The following is a 14,396-nucleotide window of genomic DNA, read 5'->3' as shown; positions in this document are numbered from 1 at the left end:
CGGTGCAGGGTGAACGGCAGGTGACCGGATTCGTCGGCTGTCCACGGGTCCGCGCAGTCTACCGGGCACCGGCTGGGGTCAGGGGCTGCGCTCGCCCTAGAATGGCTCGGTGAGCACCCCCATCCCCACCCCTTACGAGGACCTGCTGCGCGATGTCATGGCGAACGGCGCGGCCAAGAGCGACAGGACGGGCACCGGCACCCGGAGCGTCTTCGGCCGCCAACTCCGCTTCGACCTCACCGAGTCCTTCCCCCTCATCACCACCAAGCGCGTGCACTTCAAATCCGTCGCACTCGAGCTGCTCTGGTTCCTCCGCGGCGACTCGAACGTCCGGTGGCTGCAGGAGCGCGGCGTCTCCATCTGGAACGAGTGGGCGGACGACGACGGCGAGCTCGGCCCGGTCTACGGTGTCCAGTGGCGGTCGTGGCCCACGCCCGACGGCGGCCACATCGACCAGATCGCGCAGGTCGTCGAAGCCCTGAAGACCGACCCCGATTCCCGCAGGCACCTCGTCTCGGCCTGGAACGTGTCGGAGATCCACAACATGGCGCTGCCTCCCTGCCACGTGTTCTTCCAGTTCTATGTCAGCCCCGGAGTGGACGGTGGACCGGGCAGGCTCTCCTGCCAGCTGTACCAGCGGTCGGCGGACACGTTCCTCGGTGTTCCCTTCAACATCGCGTCCTACGCCCTGCTGACGCTGATGGTGGCGCAGCAGACCGGCCTGGAACCCGGCGAGTTCATCTGGACCGGCGGCGACGTCCATGTGTACGACAACCATGTGGAGCAGGTGACCGAGCAGTTGTCCCGTGCGCCGTACCCGTCTCCGCGTATCGAGCTGAAGCGGAAGCCCGCCAGCATCTTCGACTACACCCTGGAGGATTTCGACGTGGTCGACTACCAGCACCACCCCACCATCAAGGCACCGGTGGCGGTATGAGCGGGGCAGCACCGCACCGCACCCTGAGCGTCCTCGACGCCGTCGGATCCCGGCCCGTGATCGGCATGATCTGGGCGCAGACCGAGAACGGCGTGATCGGCCGCGACGGGAAGATCCCCTGGCACGTACCGGAGGACATGGCACACTTCAAAGCCACGACCACGGGACATCCCGTGATCATGGGCCGCCGCACGTGGGAGTCCTTCCCCTCCACGTTCCGGCCCCTGCCGGACCGCACGAACATCGTCATCTCGGGTTCGGGAGCCGCGGACCTGCGGGGCGCCGTCGTCGTCGATTCCCTCGATGCCGCCCTCCGGGCGGCGCAGGCAAGTCCCGGCGCCGAGGAGATCTGGATCATCGGTGGAAGCCGCGTCTACACCGATGCGATGCCACTGGCCAACGCCGCCCTCGTCACCGTCATCGAAGACGCGGTCGAGGGCGACACCGTCGCTCCCGCCTTCGGGCCCGAGTGGGCGCTCGCGGCGCTGACCCCCGAGACCGGCTGGCTGGAATCCTCGGGCGGGACGCGCTACCGCATCAGCCTCTGGACGAAGCAGGACCAGTAGCACCGCGCCTGCCGGGGCACGCCCCGGTCACAAAAGCGGATCCACGGCAGCCTCCCGCCTAAACTGGAGGGCATGACGTCAGCACCTGAAAGTTCGGCCCTGCCCTCCGTCGGATTCGTCGGCTGGCGCGGCATGGTGGGCTCGGTCCTCATGCAGCGCCTCCAGGACGAGGGCGACTTCTCCCGCATCAACCCCGTCTTCTTCTCCACGTCGGCGGCCGGCGGTGCAGCGCCGTCGTTCGCCGACGGTGCGGGCATGCTGCAGGACGCGTACGACGTCGAGACCCTCGCGAAGCTGCCCATCATCGTGACGGCCCAGGGCGGCGACTACACCGCCGAGGTCTACCCGAAGCTGCGGGACGCCGGCTGGTCGGGTCTCTGGCTCGACGCCGCGTCCACACTGCGCATGGAGCAGGACAGCGTGATCGTGCTGGATCCGGTCAACAGGTCCGTCATCGATGCCGGGCTCGCGAACGGCGTGCGGGACTTCATCGGCGGGAACTGCACGGTCTCCTGCATGCTCATGGGCCTCGGCGGGCTGTTCCGCAACGGACTGGTCGAATGGGGCACATCCATGACGTACCAGGCGGCGTCGGGCGGGGGTGCCCGCCACATGCGCGAGCTCCTCAACCAGTTCGGCGCCCTCCACAGCACCGTTGCCCTGAACCTCGACGACCCCGCGTCGGCGATCCTGGACATCGACCGCGCGATCCTCGCCAAGCAGCGCCACCCGAGCCTGGAAGCGACGCAGTTCGGCGTGCCGCTGGCGGGCTCGGTGATCCCCTGGATCGACGGCGACCTCGGCAACGGCCAGTCCAAGGAGGAGTGGAAGGCCGGCGCGGAGACGAACAAGATCCTCGGCATGGACACGCGCATCCCCTTCGACGGGCTGTGCGTGCGCGTCGGTTCCATGCGCTCCCACTCACAGGCGTTGACCCTCAAGCTGACGCAGGACCTGCCGGTCAGCGAGATCGAGTCGATCATCGCGGCCGACAACGAATGGGTCCGCGTCATCCCGAATACGAAGGTCGATACGCTGGCCGGACTGACGCCCATCGCGGCCACGGGCTCACTGGACATCCCGGTGGGACGGATCCGCAAGCTCGAGATGGGTCCCGACTACATCAGCGCCTTCACCGTGGGGGACCAGCTCCTGTGGGGCGCCGCGGAGCCCCTTCGCCGGATGCTCATGATCGCGACCGGCAACCTCTAGGCCGGACCCTGCTCCTGGGCGGCCCCATCAGGGCTCGGCGGGACCGACGCCTGGTAGATCAGCGCCGAGGCGACATCCCGGAGCGGGACGTTCGTGTCGTTCGACAGCTTCCTGAGCTGGTTGAACGCCTCCTCGCTGGTGCAGTGGTGCCGGCCCATGAGGATTCCCTTGGCCTGGTCGATGACGGCGCGGCGTGTGAGCGCCTCCTGCAACTGCGCCACCTCACGCTGCGCGGAGTGGTAGAGGCTGGAGTGTGCCATGGCAGTCGCCGCATAGGTGGTGAAACGGCGCGCACCCTCCGCCGACGTTCCCGTGGGTACCTCCTGCAGGTACCCGAGGACCCTCACGAGGTCCTCGCGGTAGTCCGTGACGTCCTCGACCTGCTGAAGGATGGCTACCAGCATGCCGTCGTCGTCGAGCACCGGGATGTTGACCGGGCTCCAGTAGCGTTCCACGAAAGTGCCCGGTTGCGTCGGGTGAGGAATGTCGTACCGGTGGATGTGCAGGTCGTCGCGCTCCCCCGTGGCGATGACCCGTTCGAGCGACTGGCGCATGGTCCGCGCGGGCGCGTCGTCCGACTGCTGCGGATTCTCGGGGAACACCTCGAACGCCTGCCGCCCGATCAGTTCCTCCCGAGCCAGGCCTGTCGCCTCCGAGAATGCGGTGTTGACATCCAGGATGACGAACTCGAGGTCCATCAGGGAAAAACACGACGTCGTCGCCTCGAAGGTGGCCGACCTCAGCGAACCACGTGCGCCGACCGGTCGGGCCTGCGCGGCGTCGTGCTGTTGTTCCATCCAGTCCTCCGTGCCCGAGGGCAGCCCCACGTCGGCTTCGGGCGGCCGGACGTATCAGTGCGAACACCACATCATAGGCATCCCCGATGACAGTCGCGCATCCACCGATCCGCCCTCGTCAAATGGTCGGAGGGCGCGGGCAGTATGTGCCCCATGGATCCCCTGAACGCAGACACCATCCTCCGGCGCTTCTTCGCTGCGAGCGGCCATACCCGGCATCCGGAGAGCCTGCTTCGGTACGAGCGGGTCCAGTTCCACCTCCGGAGCTATCTCGAGGAGGTCGCCGCCACCCGGCTGGCGGGAGTCGACCGCGAACTGCTCGCCCTGGAACGTCAATTCGGCACCGAGACGCCCTATGTGCAGGTCATGGGGGCACGGGAGTTGCTGCACGCGCTTCCGGAGTTCCTCGCGGTGCCCCAGCTCCTCCCGGACTTCCACGACAGGCTCGCCCAGATCAGCGTGGCCTCGAGGCTGGCCCAGTGGCTGTGCTCGCGGCGGCTCGTGCAGCGCGAGGACAGCTGGAACGACGTCGTCCTCACCCGCGCCGCTGCTGAGCAGGCCCGCCGGTCCCCCGCGCTGTGAGATGCGGCATCGTGCCGGTAATGGTGGTGACCGGTCGTGCCGGTGGGCGCTACAGCTCGCAGTTGATGAGCAGCGGCTCGGGTTCCAGCCGGATGCCGAACGTGCGCTCGACGCCGTCCCGCACCAGCCGGGCCACGGACAGGAGGTCCGAGGTCGAGGCGCCTCCCCTGTTCGTCAGGGCCAGTGTGTGCTTGGTCGAGAGCGAGGCACGCCCTCCCGCCGCAACGTGCCCCTCGTCGTCCGCCAATCCGAAGCCCTTGGAGAACCCGGCGTGCTCGATCAGCCACGCCGCACTGAGCTTCACCTGCCCCTTGGTCCCGAACGGATACCGCGGAGCGTCGTCGGGAAGGCCCGCGGCGATATCCTCACCCATGATCGGATTGGTGAAGAAGGACCCGGTGCTCCAGGTGTCGGGGTCGGGGGCGTCGAGGACCATGCCTTTTCCTGTGCGGAGCTTCAGGACCTCCCGGCGCACGTCGTTGGCGTAGGCCCGGGCACCCACCTCGATGCCGAGCGCGCGGGCGAGTTCCGCGTACCGGACGGGCTTGCCCATGCGTCCCAGGCCGAGCTGGAACTCGACCGAGAGCACGACGTAGCGGGGCGACCCCTTGACGGTGCTGCGCTTCAGCAAGGAATCCCGATAGCCGAACGACAGCTCGAAGTTCGTGAAGCTCTTGATCCGGTCGGTCTCGCGGTCGTAGGTCCTGACCGTCGCGATGGTCTGCGACACGTCCGAGCCGTACGCCCCGACGTTCTGCACGGGTGTCGCCCCGGTGGAGCCCGGGATACCCGAGAGGGCCTCGAGCCCGGAGAACGCATGCATCACGGTGTAGTGGACCAGCTCGTCCCAGTCCTGGCCCGCCTGCGCCCTGACCATGACGCCGCCGCACGTGGCGTCATCGTCGTTCACCGTGAAGCCCGTCGACGTGATGCGGATGACCGTCCCGTCGAAGCCCTCGTCGCCGATGAGCAGGTTGGAGCCTCCGCTGACGATGAGCAGCGGCTCGCCGGCAGCATCCGCGGAGCGGACCGCCTCCACGATCTCCTGCTCGCTCGAGGCTTCGACGAGCCGGCGCGCGGGTCCGCCGACGCGCGTGGTCGTCAGGTCGGCGAGCCGTGTTCCGGTGCGGGTACCGGGTGCCGTCATGGGAGTTTCACCACGGCCTGCGCCTTGACGAGGACCTTCTGCCCTGCGCAGGTCACCGTGAGGTCGATGCGGGCCGTGGAGCGCTCGGTGTCGATCGCGCCGACGACACCGGTCACCTCGACGACAGCCCCGGCCTCGCCGGGTCGAGCGGTGGTGTCCCTGACGACCACGGGCTTCGTGAAGCGCGTCTGGTAGTCGATGACGGCGGCTGGATCACCGCTCCAGTCGGTCACCAGCTGGACGGCTGCACCCATGGTGAACATGCCGTGGGCAATGACTCCGGGGAGGCCGACGCCCTCCGCGAACGACTGGTTCCAGTGGATGGGATTGAGGTCACCCGATGCGCCGGCGTACCGGACGAGGTCCTGGCGCGTGATGTCGAGCGTGCGGGTGCCGATCTGCTGGCCTACCTCGAGGGTCGAGAGGAGCACTGTCATGGCTACTGGTCCTCCCCGCGTACGAGGAGCGATGACGTCGTCGTCGCGGTGGGCACGCCGTCGACCGTCGATATCTCCGCGCGGGTGGTGATCATCGCGCCCCCACCCATGGCCCGCACCTGGTCCACGTGCAGCTCGGCGACCAGCTGGTCCCCCGCGACGATGGCGCGATGGTGGATGAAGCGCTGGTCTGCGTGGACGACGCGGGTGAAGTCGATGCCGGCGCTCGGGTCGCTGATCAGCTGCGCATCGGCCCGCTGGGCGACGATGATCGCGAAGGTCGGCGGGGCGACCAGGTCGGCGTGACCGAGGGCGGCGGCGGCGGCTACATCGTAGTGCGCGCGGTGGGTCGCCTGAACGGCCCGCGCGAAGTCGCGGATCGCCTCACGCCCCACGGAGTAGGTCTCTCCTGCGGGGTAGCTGCGCCCCTGCAGGTTCGGGTCGATGGTCATGGATCCTCCGGTGGAAGCGGCGTCGGGCGGTCGGGATGCGCGTCGGGACGTGCAGTGGAAATGGGACGTGCGAGCGGGCGGATCCTGCAGGGAGTGCCACCGCACAGGATCAGGGCGGCGTCAGCGCCTGTCCTTCAGGCGACGGCGAACGTCCCGCGAACGGATCACCATGCCGGCGAGATGGCACACCATGCCCGCGACAATGATCGGGATGGCCGTGAAGACGAGAACCTGTTGGCCCGATGCGGTTCCGATGACCGCTACGAGGATACCGATGGCCGTCGTCACGAGGGCGGAAACCACCAGCTTGCGGTAGAGGTCCGAGCCGGTCTCCCAGGGCGTATTGAGCATGATCCCGATTCTACTGCCGACGGTCCGGCAGGTGTTCAGAAGAGCACCTCCTGGACCGCCGGGACCGGAGTGGCGAAGGCGCCGAACCGTAGGCGCCTCCCTTTGAGCTGTGCAAGGTCGACGACGAACAGGAGATCCGTACCGTCGATCGAGACCAGCGCAGATGGACCGAGGATCCCGCGCACGGTGAATCCGTGCCGTCCGTGCACCAGTGCTCCCGGGTAGGGCTGGGGTGCGCCGTGGCCGAGGACGGCCGACCACGACGGCGGCGGATCGAACTCCTCGTGCACCACTTCGAACCCTTCCGTCCCGTCGATCCCTTCGATCCCTTCGATCGCGGGACCACTCTCGAGCAGTCCGCGCGTCGCCAGGGCGAATCCGTCATTCACGCGTTCGAGTTGCGCGGCCGGCAGGGGTGCGCACAGCGCGGCGGCTTTGGTCCCCGACCTCACGGCCTGCTGCAGGCCCAGCGTCCGGGTGACCTCGTCCTCGAGGATCCGAACCACCCGCCCGTCAACCGCGTGCGCGACGAACTGCGCCACCAGGGCCCCCTGCTCCACGAGGCGCGCCCGTTTCCTGGGGTGCGAGGCGGTGCCCACCTTGGTCGAACCGTCGGCAAAGGTCGCGACGTACAGCCAGTGGGGCTGGTCGAGATAGCGCTTCAATCCCGGTGGGGCGATGCCCGAGCGATGGAAGTCGTGCATGAAGCGGGCGTCGTCCTGAACGAAGCACCGGCTGCACTGGTGCCCCCGGTCGGCCGGCGCCTGGTCGGCGCACTGCACCCACGTGCGGTCATCCCGGCCGTGGACGCGATGGAAGCCCAGGCAGTACCGGCCCTCGGCGGCAACCTCGAAGGCCAGCCTCGTGCCGGCAGTCAGGGGAAGGTCACTCGTCGATGCGTCGCGCGCGATCCCGGGAGCGGCGCCGCCGGCCGGCACCTCGTGCAAGGACAGGACGGGCCCTGGAGCGTGCCAGCTCACGCCGCTGCAAAGATAGGTGGAAGTCACTCCCCCAGCGTAGGCGCGGGCACCCACAGACCGGCCGGTCGAATGTTCCTCAGGCCAGCACCCTGCTGAGATCGTAGGCCGCCGGGATGTCCAGCTGGTCGAACGTGCAGGAATGGGCCTCGCGGTCGGGCCGCCAGCGCTCGAACTGGACGGTGTGCCGGAAGCGGTCGCCCTCCATCTGGTCGTATCGCACCTCGACGACGCGCCGCGGGTGCAGCCGTATATAGGACACGTCCTTGGCGGAGGCGAAGCGACTGCGGTCCGTCGCTCCGAGCTCGACTCCGCCGTCCTCATCGCGCATCACGTCCGGGTCGAGCTCCTCCACGAGTTCCAGCCGACGCTTGTCCGAGAACGCCGAGATGCCACCGACGTTGCGGAGCTCGCCGTCGTCGTCGTACAGCCCGAGCAACAGGGAGCCGACTCCCTGCCCCGACTTGTGCACCCGGTAGCCGAGCACCACGGTGTCGGCGCTGCGGTGGTGCTTGATCTTCAGCATGCGCCGCTTGTTCGGCTCGTAGGCCGCGTCCAGCGGCTTGGCGACGACGCCGTCGAGGCCTGCGCCCTCGAACTCGACGAGCCAGCGCCGGGCGAGGTCGACGTCGTCGGTGACCTGCGACAGGTGGATCGAAGAGCCGAAGGACCGGCCGATGCCCTCGAGCGCCTTCCTGCGCTCCCGGAAGGGGACGCCGGTGAGGTCGGCGTCCCCGATCGCGAGGAGATCGAAGGCGACGAACGAGGACGGCGTCTCGCCTGCGAGGAGCCGGACCCTGCTCTCCGCGGGATGGATCCGCTGGGACAGGGCTTCCCAGTCGAGCCGCTCCGCACCCGCCTCGCCCCGGCGCACCACGATCTCCCCGTCGACGACGCAGCGGTCGGGAAGGTGTTCGAGCAGGGCGTCGACGAGTTCGGGGAAGTACCGTGTCAACATCTTCGAACCGCGGCTGCCGATGTCACAGGTACCGTCCTCGATCCGCACGATGGCCCGGAAGCCGTCCCATTTCGGCTCGTAGACGAGTCCGCCGGGCACGCTGTCGGGTCCGGGTACGGCGTCGACCGCCTTCGCGAGCATCGGCTGGAGGGGGAACGGCAGGTCGGTCATTCCCTGATCCTGTCGCATCGACGGCGTTCCGGCTACCTGCGGGACAGGTCGGGCCGCCCGGCTCCGTGCGAACCGTCCGGCCTCAGAGGCCTTCCGATACGGCTGCGGCGGCTGCGAGCCAGGCCCGCTGCGTCGTCGGCCGGAGGGCTGAGAATCGGATGCGGCCCTTGAGCAGTGCCACATCGAAAGGGATGGTGACGGCGCGGCGGGCAAGATCGCCGAAGCCGTCGGCGATCGACTGCGCCTGGGACTGGGTCCCGTTCTTGTCCGACTGGCTCACGATGACGACGGCGCGCTCCGACAGCTCGCCGTACCGGCCACCGCGCGCACGCAAGGCCTCCAGCAGCAGGGCACCCGCTTCGGCATGCTCCTCGAGGGTGGTCGTCGCGATGACGAGCTGGTCCGTGTGGTGGATCATCCGCAGCCACCGCTCGGCCGTCTCATCGTTCCCGGAGTCGATCAGGTTCAGCCTGAAATACTTCGACGCGACCTCGTGCAGGGCATCGAAGTCCTCCGACGTCACCTTCTGCTGCGTGGCGAGGACGTCGGGCTTGGAGCGGAGCACATCGAACTTGTCGGCGGTCTGGTGGTGGACGTACCGGGCCAGCAGGGCCGATTGTGCGGACGGCGCGAGGAGGGCGCCCGTTTGTGGGAGGAGATCGAGCACGGTCGCCTCGTGCGGGCCCTGCTCGGTGCGCCACCCGAGGGTGCCGCGAGTCTCGTTGTTGTCCCAGGCGAGTACGGGCGCTCCCCCGTTGCGGGCGAAGACGGCCGCGAGCATCACGGTGGTGGGCGTCTTGTTGGCCCCGCCCTTGCCGTTCACCACCGCGATGGTGCGCGGCCCCGGCCAATGCCTGCTGACGGCGGCGACATCAGCACGCACCGCGACCTCCGCGGGTGATGGCGCCAGCCGCAGCCCGAGGCGCGTCAGGACACCGCGGAGTCCGGTCTCCGCGGGAACGACGGCGGTGCCGGCTGACAGGAAGGACTTGCGGCCGTCCCGCGGTCGGAGGCCCGTAGGCGCGCTCGGCCCTGCAACGGACACCACAGGTGCAGACACCTCGGCGGGCTCGGCTGTCCGGACCTCGGCAGGTTCGGGCATCCGGATCTCGCCGGGTTCGGCTGCCCCGACCTCGCCCTGGGGAAGGGCACGGGATGCCTGCTGCTCGGGGTGGACAGAAACACCGAACGAGGCCGGCGCAGGCACCGGCGCAGGCGACTGTGCCAGTACGGGCTGTGCCAGTACTGGCTGTGCCCCGATTCGGTCTGCGTCGGTGGGCTGGACGGTGCCATGGAACGGGGCGTTGCCGGTGCTCACCGCCGGCCCGGGTGGGGTCACCGAGATCCGCACCGGTCCGGTCGCGGGCTCGAAGATCGGCACGCCCGCCGGAGCGCGGTCTGCTGCCGGGGTCGGGGCACCCTCGGTCGGCCGAGCGGCGGCTGGGGCCGCGACGGTGGGCACGCGCTGAAGAGTGAGATCGACGTCGTCGTCGGGGTGCTGCCCCCCGAACGCCGCGGCCTCGTCCTGGCTGGTGACTTCAGGGGCGAAACGATCGACGAACCTGGGCGGGCCGGAGTCCGCCGCTGCTCGCCGCCGTCGTGCCCGGCTCGATTCGTCCACAGGACTTTCCGGTATCCAGGCAGGCTGCTCTTGCGTCATTGGTCTTCCGTTCCCCCATTGGCCCGTCGACGGGCCCCGTCAGTAGATCCGACTGAGCGCCATCCTATAAGGAGGCCGACGGCGGGGTTCCGGTCCTTCCGCCCCGCTGCGGACGTGCCCTGACGTGCATCCGCTCGCCCTGCTGTCCGAAGAGGCTGATCAATTCGACCGGCTTCCCGTTCGCGCTGGCGAACCAGTGCGGCGTGTGGGTATCGAACTCCGCGGCCTCCCCGGGCCCGAGGACGAAGTCGTTGTCCCCCAGCACCAGGCGCAGGGAGCCGTTGAGGATGTAGAGCCACTCGTAGCCTTCGTGAACCTGCAGGTCCGGCTCCGATCCGCGCGCGTCCCCGGCGAGCACCATCTTGAAAGCCTGTACACCGCCCGGCCGCCTCGTCAGGGGAATGGCGGTGATGCCGTTGTGCTCGATGGGCCGCAGGTGGATGCGGGGATCCCCGGTGGGCGGAGCTCCCACGAGGTCGTCGAGCGGCACCCCGTACAGCTGGGCGATGGGCAGGAGCAGTTCGAGGTTGGGCCTGCGCTGACCGGACTCTAGCCGCGAGAGCGTGCTGACGGAGACGCCCGACGCCGCGGACACCTCACTGAGAGTGAGGCTGCGTTGCGCCCGGAGTGCCTTGAGTCTGGGGCCGACGGCACCGAGCACCGAATCGAAGTCAGTAGTCATACCTCCAAGTTTGCCATACCAGCAAGCAAGTTTGCGCAATTGGAGCCGTCTGCCGATGCTTGATCTATCGGCACACCAGAAGGAGAACACCATGTCATCCCTACACAACGCTTCCCGCTCCCGCTACGACGTCGTCGTCATCGGCGGCGGAGCAGCAGGGCTCAGCGCCGCCGTCACCCTGAGCCGGGCACTTCGCTCCGTACTCGTGATCGACGCCGGCGCCCCGCGCAACGCCCCCGCACATGGCGTCCACGGATTCCTGACCCGTGAGGGCATGGATCCCCTCGCCCTTCTTGCTGCCGGCCGGGCGGAAGCGGAGTCGTACGGTGCCGCCATCGTCGCCGCCGAAGCCACCGACGTCCGTCACGCCTCCGAGGGATTCGAAGTCGTGCTCGAGGACGGACGCGTCGTCGTCGGGCGGCGGCTGCTGCTGACCACTGGCCTGATCGACGAACTGCCTGCCATACCCGGTCTCGACAGGCAGTGGGGTACCGGCGTCGTCCACTGTCCCTACTGCCACGGTTACGAGATCCGCGGCAAGCGGATCGGCGTCCTCGGCACAGGTGCCATGTCGGTGCACCAGACCCTCCTGTTCCGGCAGTGGTCGGGTGACATCACGCTCTTCCTCAACGACACGGTCGTCCCCAGCGAGGAGGAGTGGGAGAAGCTGGCTGCGAGGTCCATCCGGGTGGTCGACGGCGCTGTGGTCTCCGCTGACGAGACGAACGGTGTCCTTACCGGAGTGACGGTCGAGGGCGGCAGCCGCTTCGACATCGAGGCCCTCGCGGTCGGCACGCGCATGAGGGCGAGGGGTGACCTGCTGGGTGCCCTCGGCCTCGGCATGCAGGAGCACCCCTCCGGGATGGGCCTGTTCATCGAGCCCGGCCCCATGGGTACGACGGCGGTACCGGGGGTCTATGTGGCCGGCAACGTCTCCAACATCTCAGCGCAGGTCATCGTGGCCGCTGCCGAGGGCACCATGGCGGGTGCGATGATCAATGCGCACCTCGTGGAGGAAGAAACGGCGTGGGCGGTGGACGGTTACGCGGGTCCTTTCTCGGCGTCGATGGAGGCCGAGGTTTCGGAGCGCATCCTTGGTACACGCCGACACGGGCTCGACGACGGGCTCGGTATTGGACAGAGCGACGGAATGGATGGAGGGCTCGGTGATGGGCAAGGCGGGGACACGGAAGACGCCGTGTCCCTGGTCGCAGCAGCACCCGATGGAGGAACGCACCATGCACATTGAATACACGCAGGAGTTCTGGGACGACCGCTACAGGCAGCGGACCCGGATCTGGAGCGGGAAGCCGAACAGGCATCTCGTCGCCGAAGTCGAGCACCTCAGCCCCGGGAGGGCACTCGACGTCGGCTGCGGTGAGGGCGCTGATGCCGTGTGGCTCGCATCCCGCGGCTGGGACGTCCTCGGAGTCGATGTGTCCGAAGTGGCGCTCTCCCGCGCCCGCTCCCACACGGAGGAGCTCGGAACGTCCATCGTCGGGCGCCTGGAGTGGCGGCAGGTAGACCTGCTGGCCTCACCCGAGCTTCCTGGGGATCTGGACCTCGTTTCGATCCAGTTCGTGCACCTGCCCGAGCCGGAGCGGTCCCGCATCTTCGGCTCGCTCGCGACCCTCGTCGGAGTCGGCGGGACCCTGCTCATCGTCGCCCACGACCCGTCGGACCTCCACTCCGGAATCGGACGGCCACAGCAGCCCGACCTCTTCTTCACGCCCCAGGAGATCGCGAAGCTGCTCGACGACTCCTGGGATATCCGTGTCTGCGATTCGCGCCCGCGCGTCGAACGGACGGCCGACGGGCGGAACGTGGACATCAGTGACGCGGTGCTGCGGGCGGTGCGCCTCCACTGACCCGATCGCAAGCACCCGATGGGGCACCGACACCCCGTGCGCTCCCGCCGGCCCGCTCGGTAGCCTCGACGGATGCAGTGGATCACCGAGAAGTACGTCAACTTCGCGAGCATCATCGACGACGCGACGCTGGCTCAGAACCGGATGACGAGCTCGATGCCGTTCGTATATCCGCACTTCGCCTCGATGCCGGACGCGCACCTGGGGCTGGGCTGCGCCGTCGGGTCGGTCCTGCCGACCCTGGGGGCGATCATCCCGGCGGCGGTCGGAGTGGATATCGGCTGCGGGATGGTGGCCGTCCGCACCGACTACACGGCGCGGGACATAGCCCGCCTCGACCGGCGATCGCTGCGGGTGTCCATCGAACGGGCCGTCCCACTGTCAGCGGGCAACAACAACAAGCGCGTGAGTGCCTCGGCCCAGCCCCGGATCGACTCCCTCGAGCAGGATGCGCGCTCAGCCGGTTTCGACCCGTCGAGCTACGTGAAGGCCTGGCGCCTGCAGCTCGGCACGCTCGGCTCGGGCAACCACTTCATCGAAGTGTCCCTGGATGAGGGGGACGACGTGTGGCTCTTCCTGCACTCGGGATCGCGGGGCGTCGGGAATCGCATCGCACAGCGACATATCCAGATAGCGCAGGAGTACTGTGCACGCCGGTCGATCAGCCTGCCGCACCGGGATCTCGCCTACCTCGAGGAGGGCGCTCCTGAGTTCGACCGCTACATCAGCGAACTGATGTGGGCGCAGAAGTTCGCCCTGCTCAACCGCGAGGAGATGATGGACCGCGTGGTCGGCCAGTTCACGCACTGGGTCGGCAAGCCGGTGCAGCAGCTCGAGCGCATCAATTGCCATCACAACTACACGCACCGGGAAACCCATTTCGGCAAGGACGTGTGGCTTTCCCGCAAGGGCGCCATCGCAGCCGACCCCGGGCGTCCCGGCCTCATCCCCGGTTCGATGGGCACGCGCTCCTACGTGGTGTCAGGAAGGGGCAACCGGGAGGCGATGGACTCTGCCCCCCACGGGGCCGGGCGCGAGTACTCGCGCAACGCTGCCAGGAAGACCTTCACCCAGGACCAGCTCCGGAAGGCAATGCGGGGCATCGAATTCCGGGACACCCCAGCGTTCCTCGATGAGATCCCGGCAGCCTACAAGGACATCGACATCGTCATGCAGGACGCCCGCGAGCTCGTCGACATCCGCCACACACTCCGGCAGATCATCAATGTGAAGGGTGATTGAGCTGTTCGTGCCGGTTCGATGGTCAGCCGGGAACGAGAGGGGCGGCGGTTAGGCCGGCGCCATGTTCGTCCTGACCGGCACTCAGCCCCCGGAGCCGATCGTGGTGGAGATCGCGTCCGACGGCCCCCAGTGGTGGGAGGTCGTCGGAGCCCTTGCACCCTTCGCCGTCCTCCTCGCCGCGGCCCTGGCCACCGTGACCGCATTCGCGACCCTGCGGCAACGCGCTACGGCGGACAGGGCCTCCCTCGAGTAGAAGCGCAGAGCGGACGACCGCGCCGAATGGTGGCGCCGCACGCAGTGGGCTATCGACGCAGCGCCCTACCCCCGTCCTGCTGACACCCCGAGGGTGACCGCCCC

At 68.5% G+C, this 14,396-nt stretch carries 17 protein-coding genes; 8 read left to right on the top strand and 9 right to left on the bottom strand.

The annotated features are described in order from the left end of the window. Nucleotides 1–157: 157 nt before the first annotated feature. The 3 genes from RCH21_RS06430 to asd all read left to right on the top strand — a co-directional run bounded on the left by RCH21_RS06430 (nt 158) and on the right by asd (nt 2,715). Nucleotides 158–937, top strand: a complete 780-nt coding sequence (locus RCH21_RS06430; RefSeq protein ID WP_326963799.1) for a thymidylate synthase — start codon at nt 158–160, stop codon at nt 935–937. Next, on the top strand, nt 934–1,503 hold the full coding sequence (locus RCH21_RS06425; protein WP_326963659.1) for a dihydrofolate reductase: 570 nt from the start codon (nt 934–936) through the stop codon (nt 1,501–1,503). The genes RCH21_RS06430 and RCH21_RS06425 overlap by 4 nt, the downstream gene beginning before the upstream one ends. Before the next feature lie 72 nt (nt 1,504–1,575). Further along, nucleotides 1,576–2,715 carry an aspartate-semialdehyde dehydrogenase gene (gene asd / locus RCH21_RS06420; RefSeq protein ID WP_120147123.1) on the top strand — a complete coding sequence of 380 codons (1,140 nt, stop codon included), beginning with the start codon at nt 1,576–1,578 and terminating at the stop codon, nt 2,713–2,715. Here asd and RCH21_RS06415 read toward each other — a convergent pair. Then, nucleotides 2,712–3,512, bottom strand: a complete 801-nt coding sequence (locus RCH21_RS06415; protein ID WP_326963658.1) for an ANTAR domain-containing protein — start codon at nt 3,510–3,512, stop codon at nt 2,712–2,714. The two genes, asd and RCH21_RS06415, sit on opposite strands and share 4 nt — an antisense overlap. 153 nt (nt 3,513–3,665) lie before the next feature. Here RCH21_RS06415 and RCH21_RS06410 point away from each other — a divergent pair, with 153 nt between their 5' ends. After that, on the top strand, nt 3,666–4,094 hold the full coding sequence (locus RCH21_RS06410) for a hypothetical protein (RefSeq protein WP_326963657.1): 429 nt from the start codon (nt 3,666–3,668) through the stop codon (nt 4,092–4,094). Nucleotides 4,095–4,143: 49 nt separating this feature from the next. Here RCH21_RS06410 and RCH21_RS06405 read toward each other — a convergent pair whose 3' ends face one another. The 8 genes from RCH21_RS06405 to RCH21_RS06370 form a co-directional block, all read right to left on the bottom strand. Then, nucleotides 4,144–5,241: a UDP-N-acetylmuramate dehydrogenase gene (locus tag RCH21_RS06405; RefSeq protein WP_326963656.1), complete on the bottom strand. Its 1,098-nt coding sequence runs from the start codon at nt 5,239–5,241 to the stop codon at nt 4,144–4,146. Continuing rightward, entirely contained in the window at nt 5,238–5,678 is a 441-nt protein-coding gene (locus RCH21_RS06400; RefSeq protein WP_120147127.1) for a MaoC family dehydratase, read from the bottom strand. The genes RCH21_RS06405 and RCH21_RS06400 overlap by 4 nt, the downstream gene beginning before the upstream one ends. A gap of 2 nt (nt 5,679–5,680) precedes the next feature. Continuing rightward, nucleotides 5,681–6,130 carry an FAS1-like dehydratase domain-containing protein gene (locus tag RCH21_RS06395; protein WP_120147128.1) on the bottom strand — a complete coding sequence of 150 codons (450 nt, stop codon included), beginning with the start codon at nt 6,128–6,130 and terminating at the stop codon, nt 5,681–5,683. Between the two features lie 120 nt (nt 6,131–6,250). Continuing rightward, entirely contained in the window at nt 6,251–6,481 is a 231-nt protein-coding gene (locus RCH21_RS06390; RefSeq protein ID WP_120147129.1) for a hypothetical protein, read from the bottom strand. Between the two features lie 35 nt (nt 6,482–6,516). Beyond that, nucleotides 6,517–7,461 (bottom strand): DUF2797 domain-containing protein, encoded by a 945-nt coding sequence (locus RCH21_RS06385; RefSeq protein ID WP_326963655.1) that lies wholly within the window; start codon nt 7,459–7,461, stop codon nt 6,517–6,519. Between the two features lie 76 nt (nt 7,462–7,537). Further along, on the bottom strand, nt 7,538–8,587 hold the full coding sequence (locus RCH21_RS06380; protein ID WP_120147130.1) for an ATP-dependent DNA ligase: 1,050 nt from the start codon (nt 8,585–8,587) through the stop codon (nt 7,538–7,540). Between the two features lie 82 nt (nt 8,588–8,669). Next, nucleotides 8,670–10,208: a MinD/ParA family ATP-binding protein gene (locus tag RCH21_RS06375; RefSeq protein WP_326963654.1), complete on the bottom strand. Its 1,539-nt coding sequence runs from the start codon at nt 10,206–10,208 to the stop codon at nt 8,670–8,672. A 103-nt stretch (nt 10,209–10,311) separates the two neighbouring features. Beyond that, entirely contained in the window at nt 10,312–10,929 is a 618-nt protein-coding gene (locus RCH21_RS06370; RefSeq protein ID WP_326963653.1) for a helix-turn-helix domain-containing protein, read from the bottom strand. Between the two features lie 91 nt (nt 10,930–11,020). Here RCH21_RS06370 and RCH21_RS06365 point away from each other — a divergent pair, with 91 nt between their 5' ends. The 4 genes from RCH21_RS06365 to RCH21_RS06350 all read left to right on the top strand — a co-directional run bounded on the left by RCH21_RS06365 (nt 11,021) and on the right by RCH21_RS06350 (nt 14,292). Beyond that, the gene (locus RCH21_RS06365; protein WP_326963652.1) at nt 11,021–12,178 is read left to right on the top strand and encodes an NAD(P)/FAD-dependent oxidoreductase; all 1,158 of its coding nucleotides are present in this window, start codon (nt 11,021–11,023) and stop codon (nt 12,176–12,178) included. Continuing rightward, nucleotides 12,168–12,797 carry a class I SAM-dependent methyltransferase gene (locus RCH21_RS06360; protein ID WP_326963651.1) on the top strand — a complete coding sequence of 210 codons (630 nt, stop codon included), beginning with the start codon at nt 12,168–12,170 and terminating at the stop codon, nt 12,795–12,797. Before RCH21_RS06365 ends, RCH21_RS06360 begins: the two co-directional genes overlap by 11 nt. Before the next feature lie 72 nt (nt 12,798–12,869). Beyond that, a complete protein-coding gene (locus tag RCH21_RS06355; protein WP_326963650.1) occupies nt 12,870–14,039 on the top strand; it encodes an RtcB family protein in 1,170 nt (389 codons plus the stop codon). Nucleotides 14,040–14,100: 61 nt separating this feature from the next. Then, a complete protein-coding gene (locus RCH21_RS06350; protein ID WP_326963649.1) occupies nt 14,101–14,292 on the top strand; it encodes a hypothetical protein in 192 nt (63 codons plus the stop codon). The last annotated feature ends 104 nt before the right edge of the window (nt 14,293–14,396 follow it).

This window comes from Arthrobacter sp. PL16, assembly GCF_035985055.1.
In the GTDB taxonomy this organism is placed as follows: Bacteria; Actinomycetota; Actinomycetes; order Actinomycetales; family Micrococcaceae; genus Arthrobacter_D; species Arthrobacter_D cheniae.
The sequence above is the reverse complement of the archived record's forward strand: the minus strand, read 5'-3'. Positions and strand labels throughout refer to the sequence as shown.

Excerpts from the sequence above, each read along its gene's own strand:
- RCH21_RS06430 (WP_326963799.1), top strand. The coding sequence starts at position 158 with ATGGCGAACGGCGCGGCCAAGAGCGACAGGACGGGCACCGGCACCCGG.
- RCH21_RS06425 (WP_326963659.1), top strand. The coding sequence starts at position 934 with ATGAGCGGGGCAGCACCGCACCGCACCCTGAGCGTCCTCGACGCCGTC.
- asd (WP_120147123.1), top strand. The coding sequence starts at position 1,576 with ATGACGTCAGCACCTGAAAGTTCGGCCCTGCCCTCCGTCGGATTCGTC.
- RCH21_RS06415 (WP_326963658.1), bottom strand. The coding sequence starts at position 3,512 with ATGGAACAACAGCACGACGCCGCGCAGGCCCGACCGGTCGGCGCACGT.
- RCH21_RS06410 (WP_326963657.1), top strand. The coding sequence starts at position 3,666 with ATGGATCCCCTGAACGCAGACACCATCCTCCGGCGCTTCTTCGCTGCG.
- RCH21_RS06405 (WP_326963656.1), bottom strand. The coding sequence starts at position 5,241 with ATGACGGCACCCGGTACCCGCACCGGAACACGGCTCGCCGACCTGACG.
- RCH21_RS06400 (WP_120147127.1), bottom strand. The coding sequence starts at position 5,678 with ATGACAGTGCTCCTCTCGACCCTCGAGGTAGGCCAGCAGATCGGCACC.
- RCH21_RS06395 (WP_120147128.1), bottom strand. The coding sequence starts at position 6,130 with ATGACCATCGACCCGAACCTGCAGGGGCGCAGCTACCCCGCAGGAGAG.
- RCH21_RS06390 (WP_120147129.1), bottom strand. The coding sequence starts at position 6,481 with ATGCTCAATACGCCCTGGGAGACCGGCTCGGACCTCTACCGCAAGCTG.
- RCH21_RS06380 (WP_120147130.1), bottom strand. The coding sequence starts at position 8,587 with ATGACCGACCTGCCGTTCCCCCTCCAGCCGATGCTCGCGAAGGCGGTC.
- RCH21_RS06370 (WP_326963653.1), bottom strand. The coding sequence starts at position 10,929 with ATGACTACTGACTTCGATTCGGTGCTCGGTGCCGTCGGCCCCAGACTC.
- RCH21_RS06365 (WP_326963652.1), top strand. The coding sequence starts at position 11,021 with ATGTCATCCCTACACAACGCTTCCCGCTCCCGCTACGACGTCGTCGTC.
- RCH21_RS06360 (WP_326963651.1), top strand. The coding sequence starts at position 12,168 with ATGCACATTGAATACACGCAGGAGTTCTGGGACGACCGCTACAGGCAG.
- RCH21_RS06355 (WP_326963650.1), top strand. The coding sequence starts at position 12,870 with ATGCAGTGGATCACCGAGAAGTACGTCAACTTCGCGAGCATCATCGAC.
- RCH21_RS06350 (WP_326963649.1), top strand. The coding sequence starts at position 14,101 with ATGTTCGTCCTGACCGGCACTCAGCCCCCGGAGCCGATCGTGGTGGAG.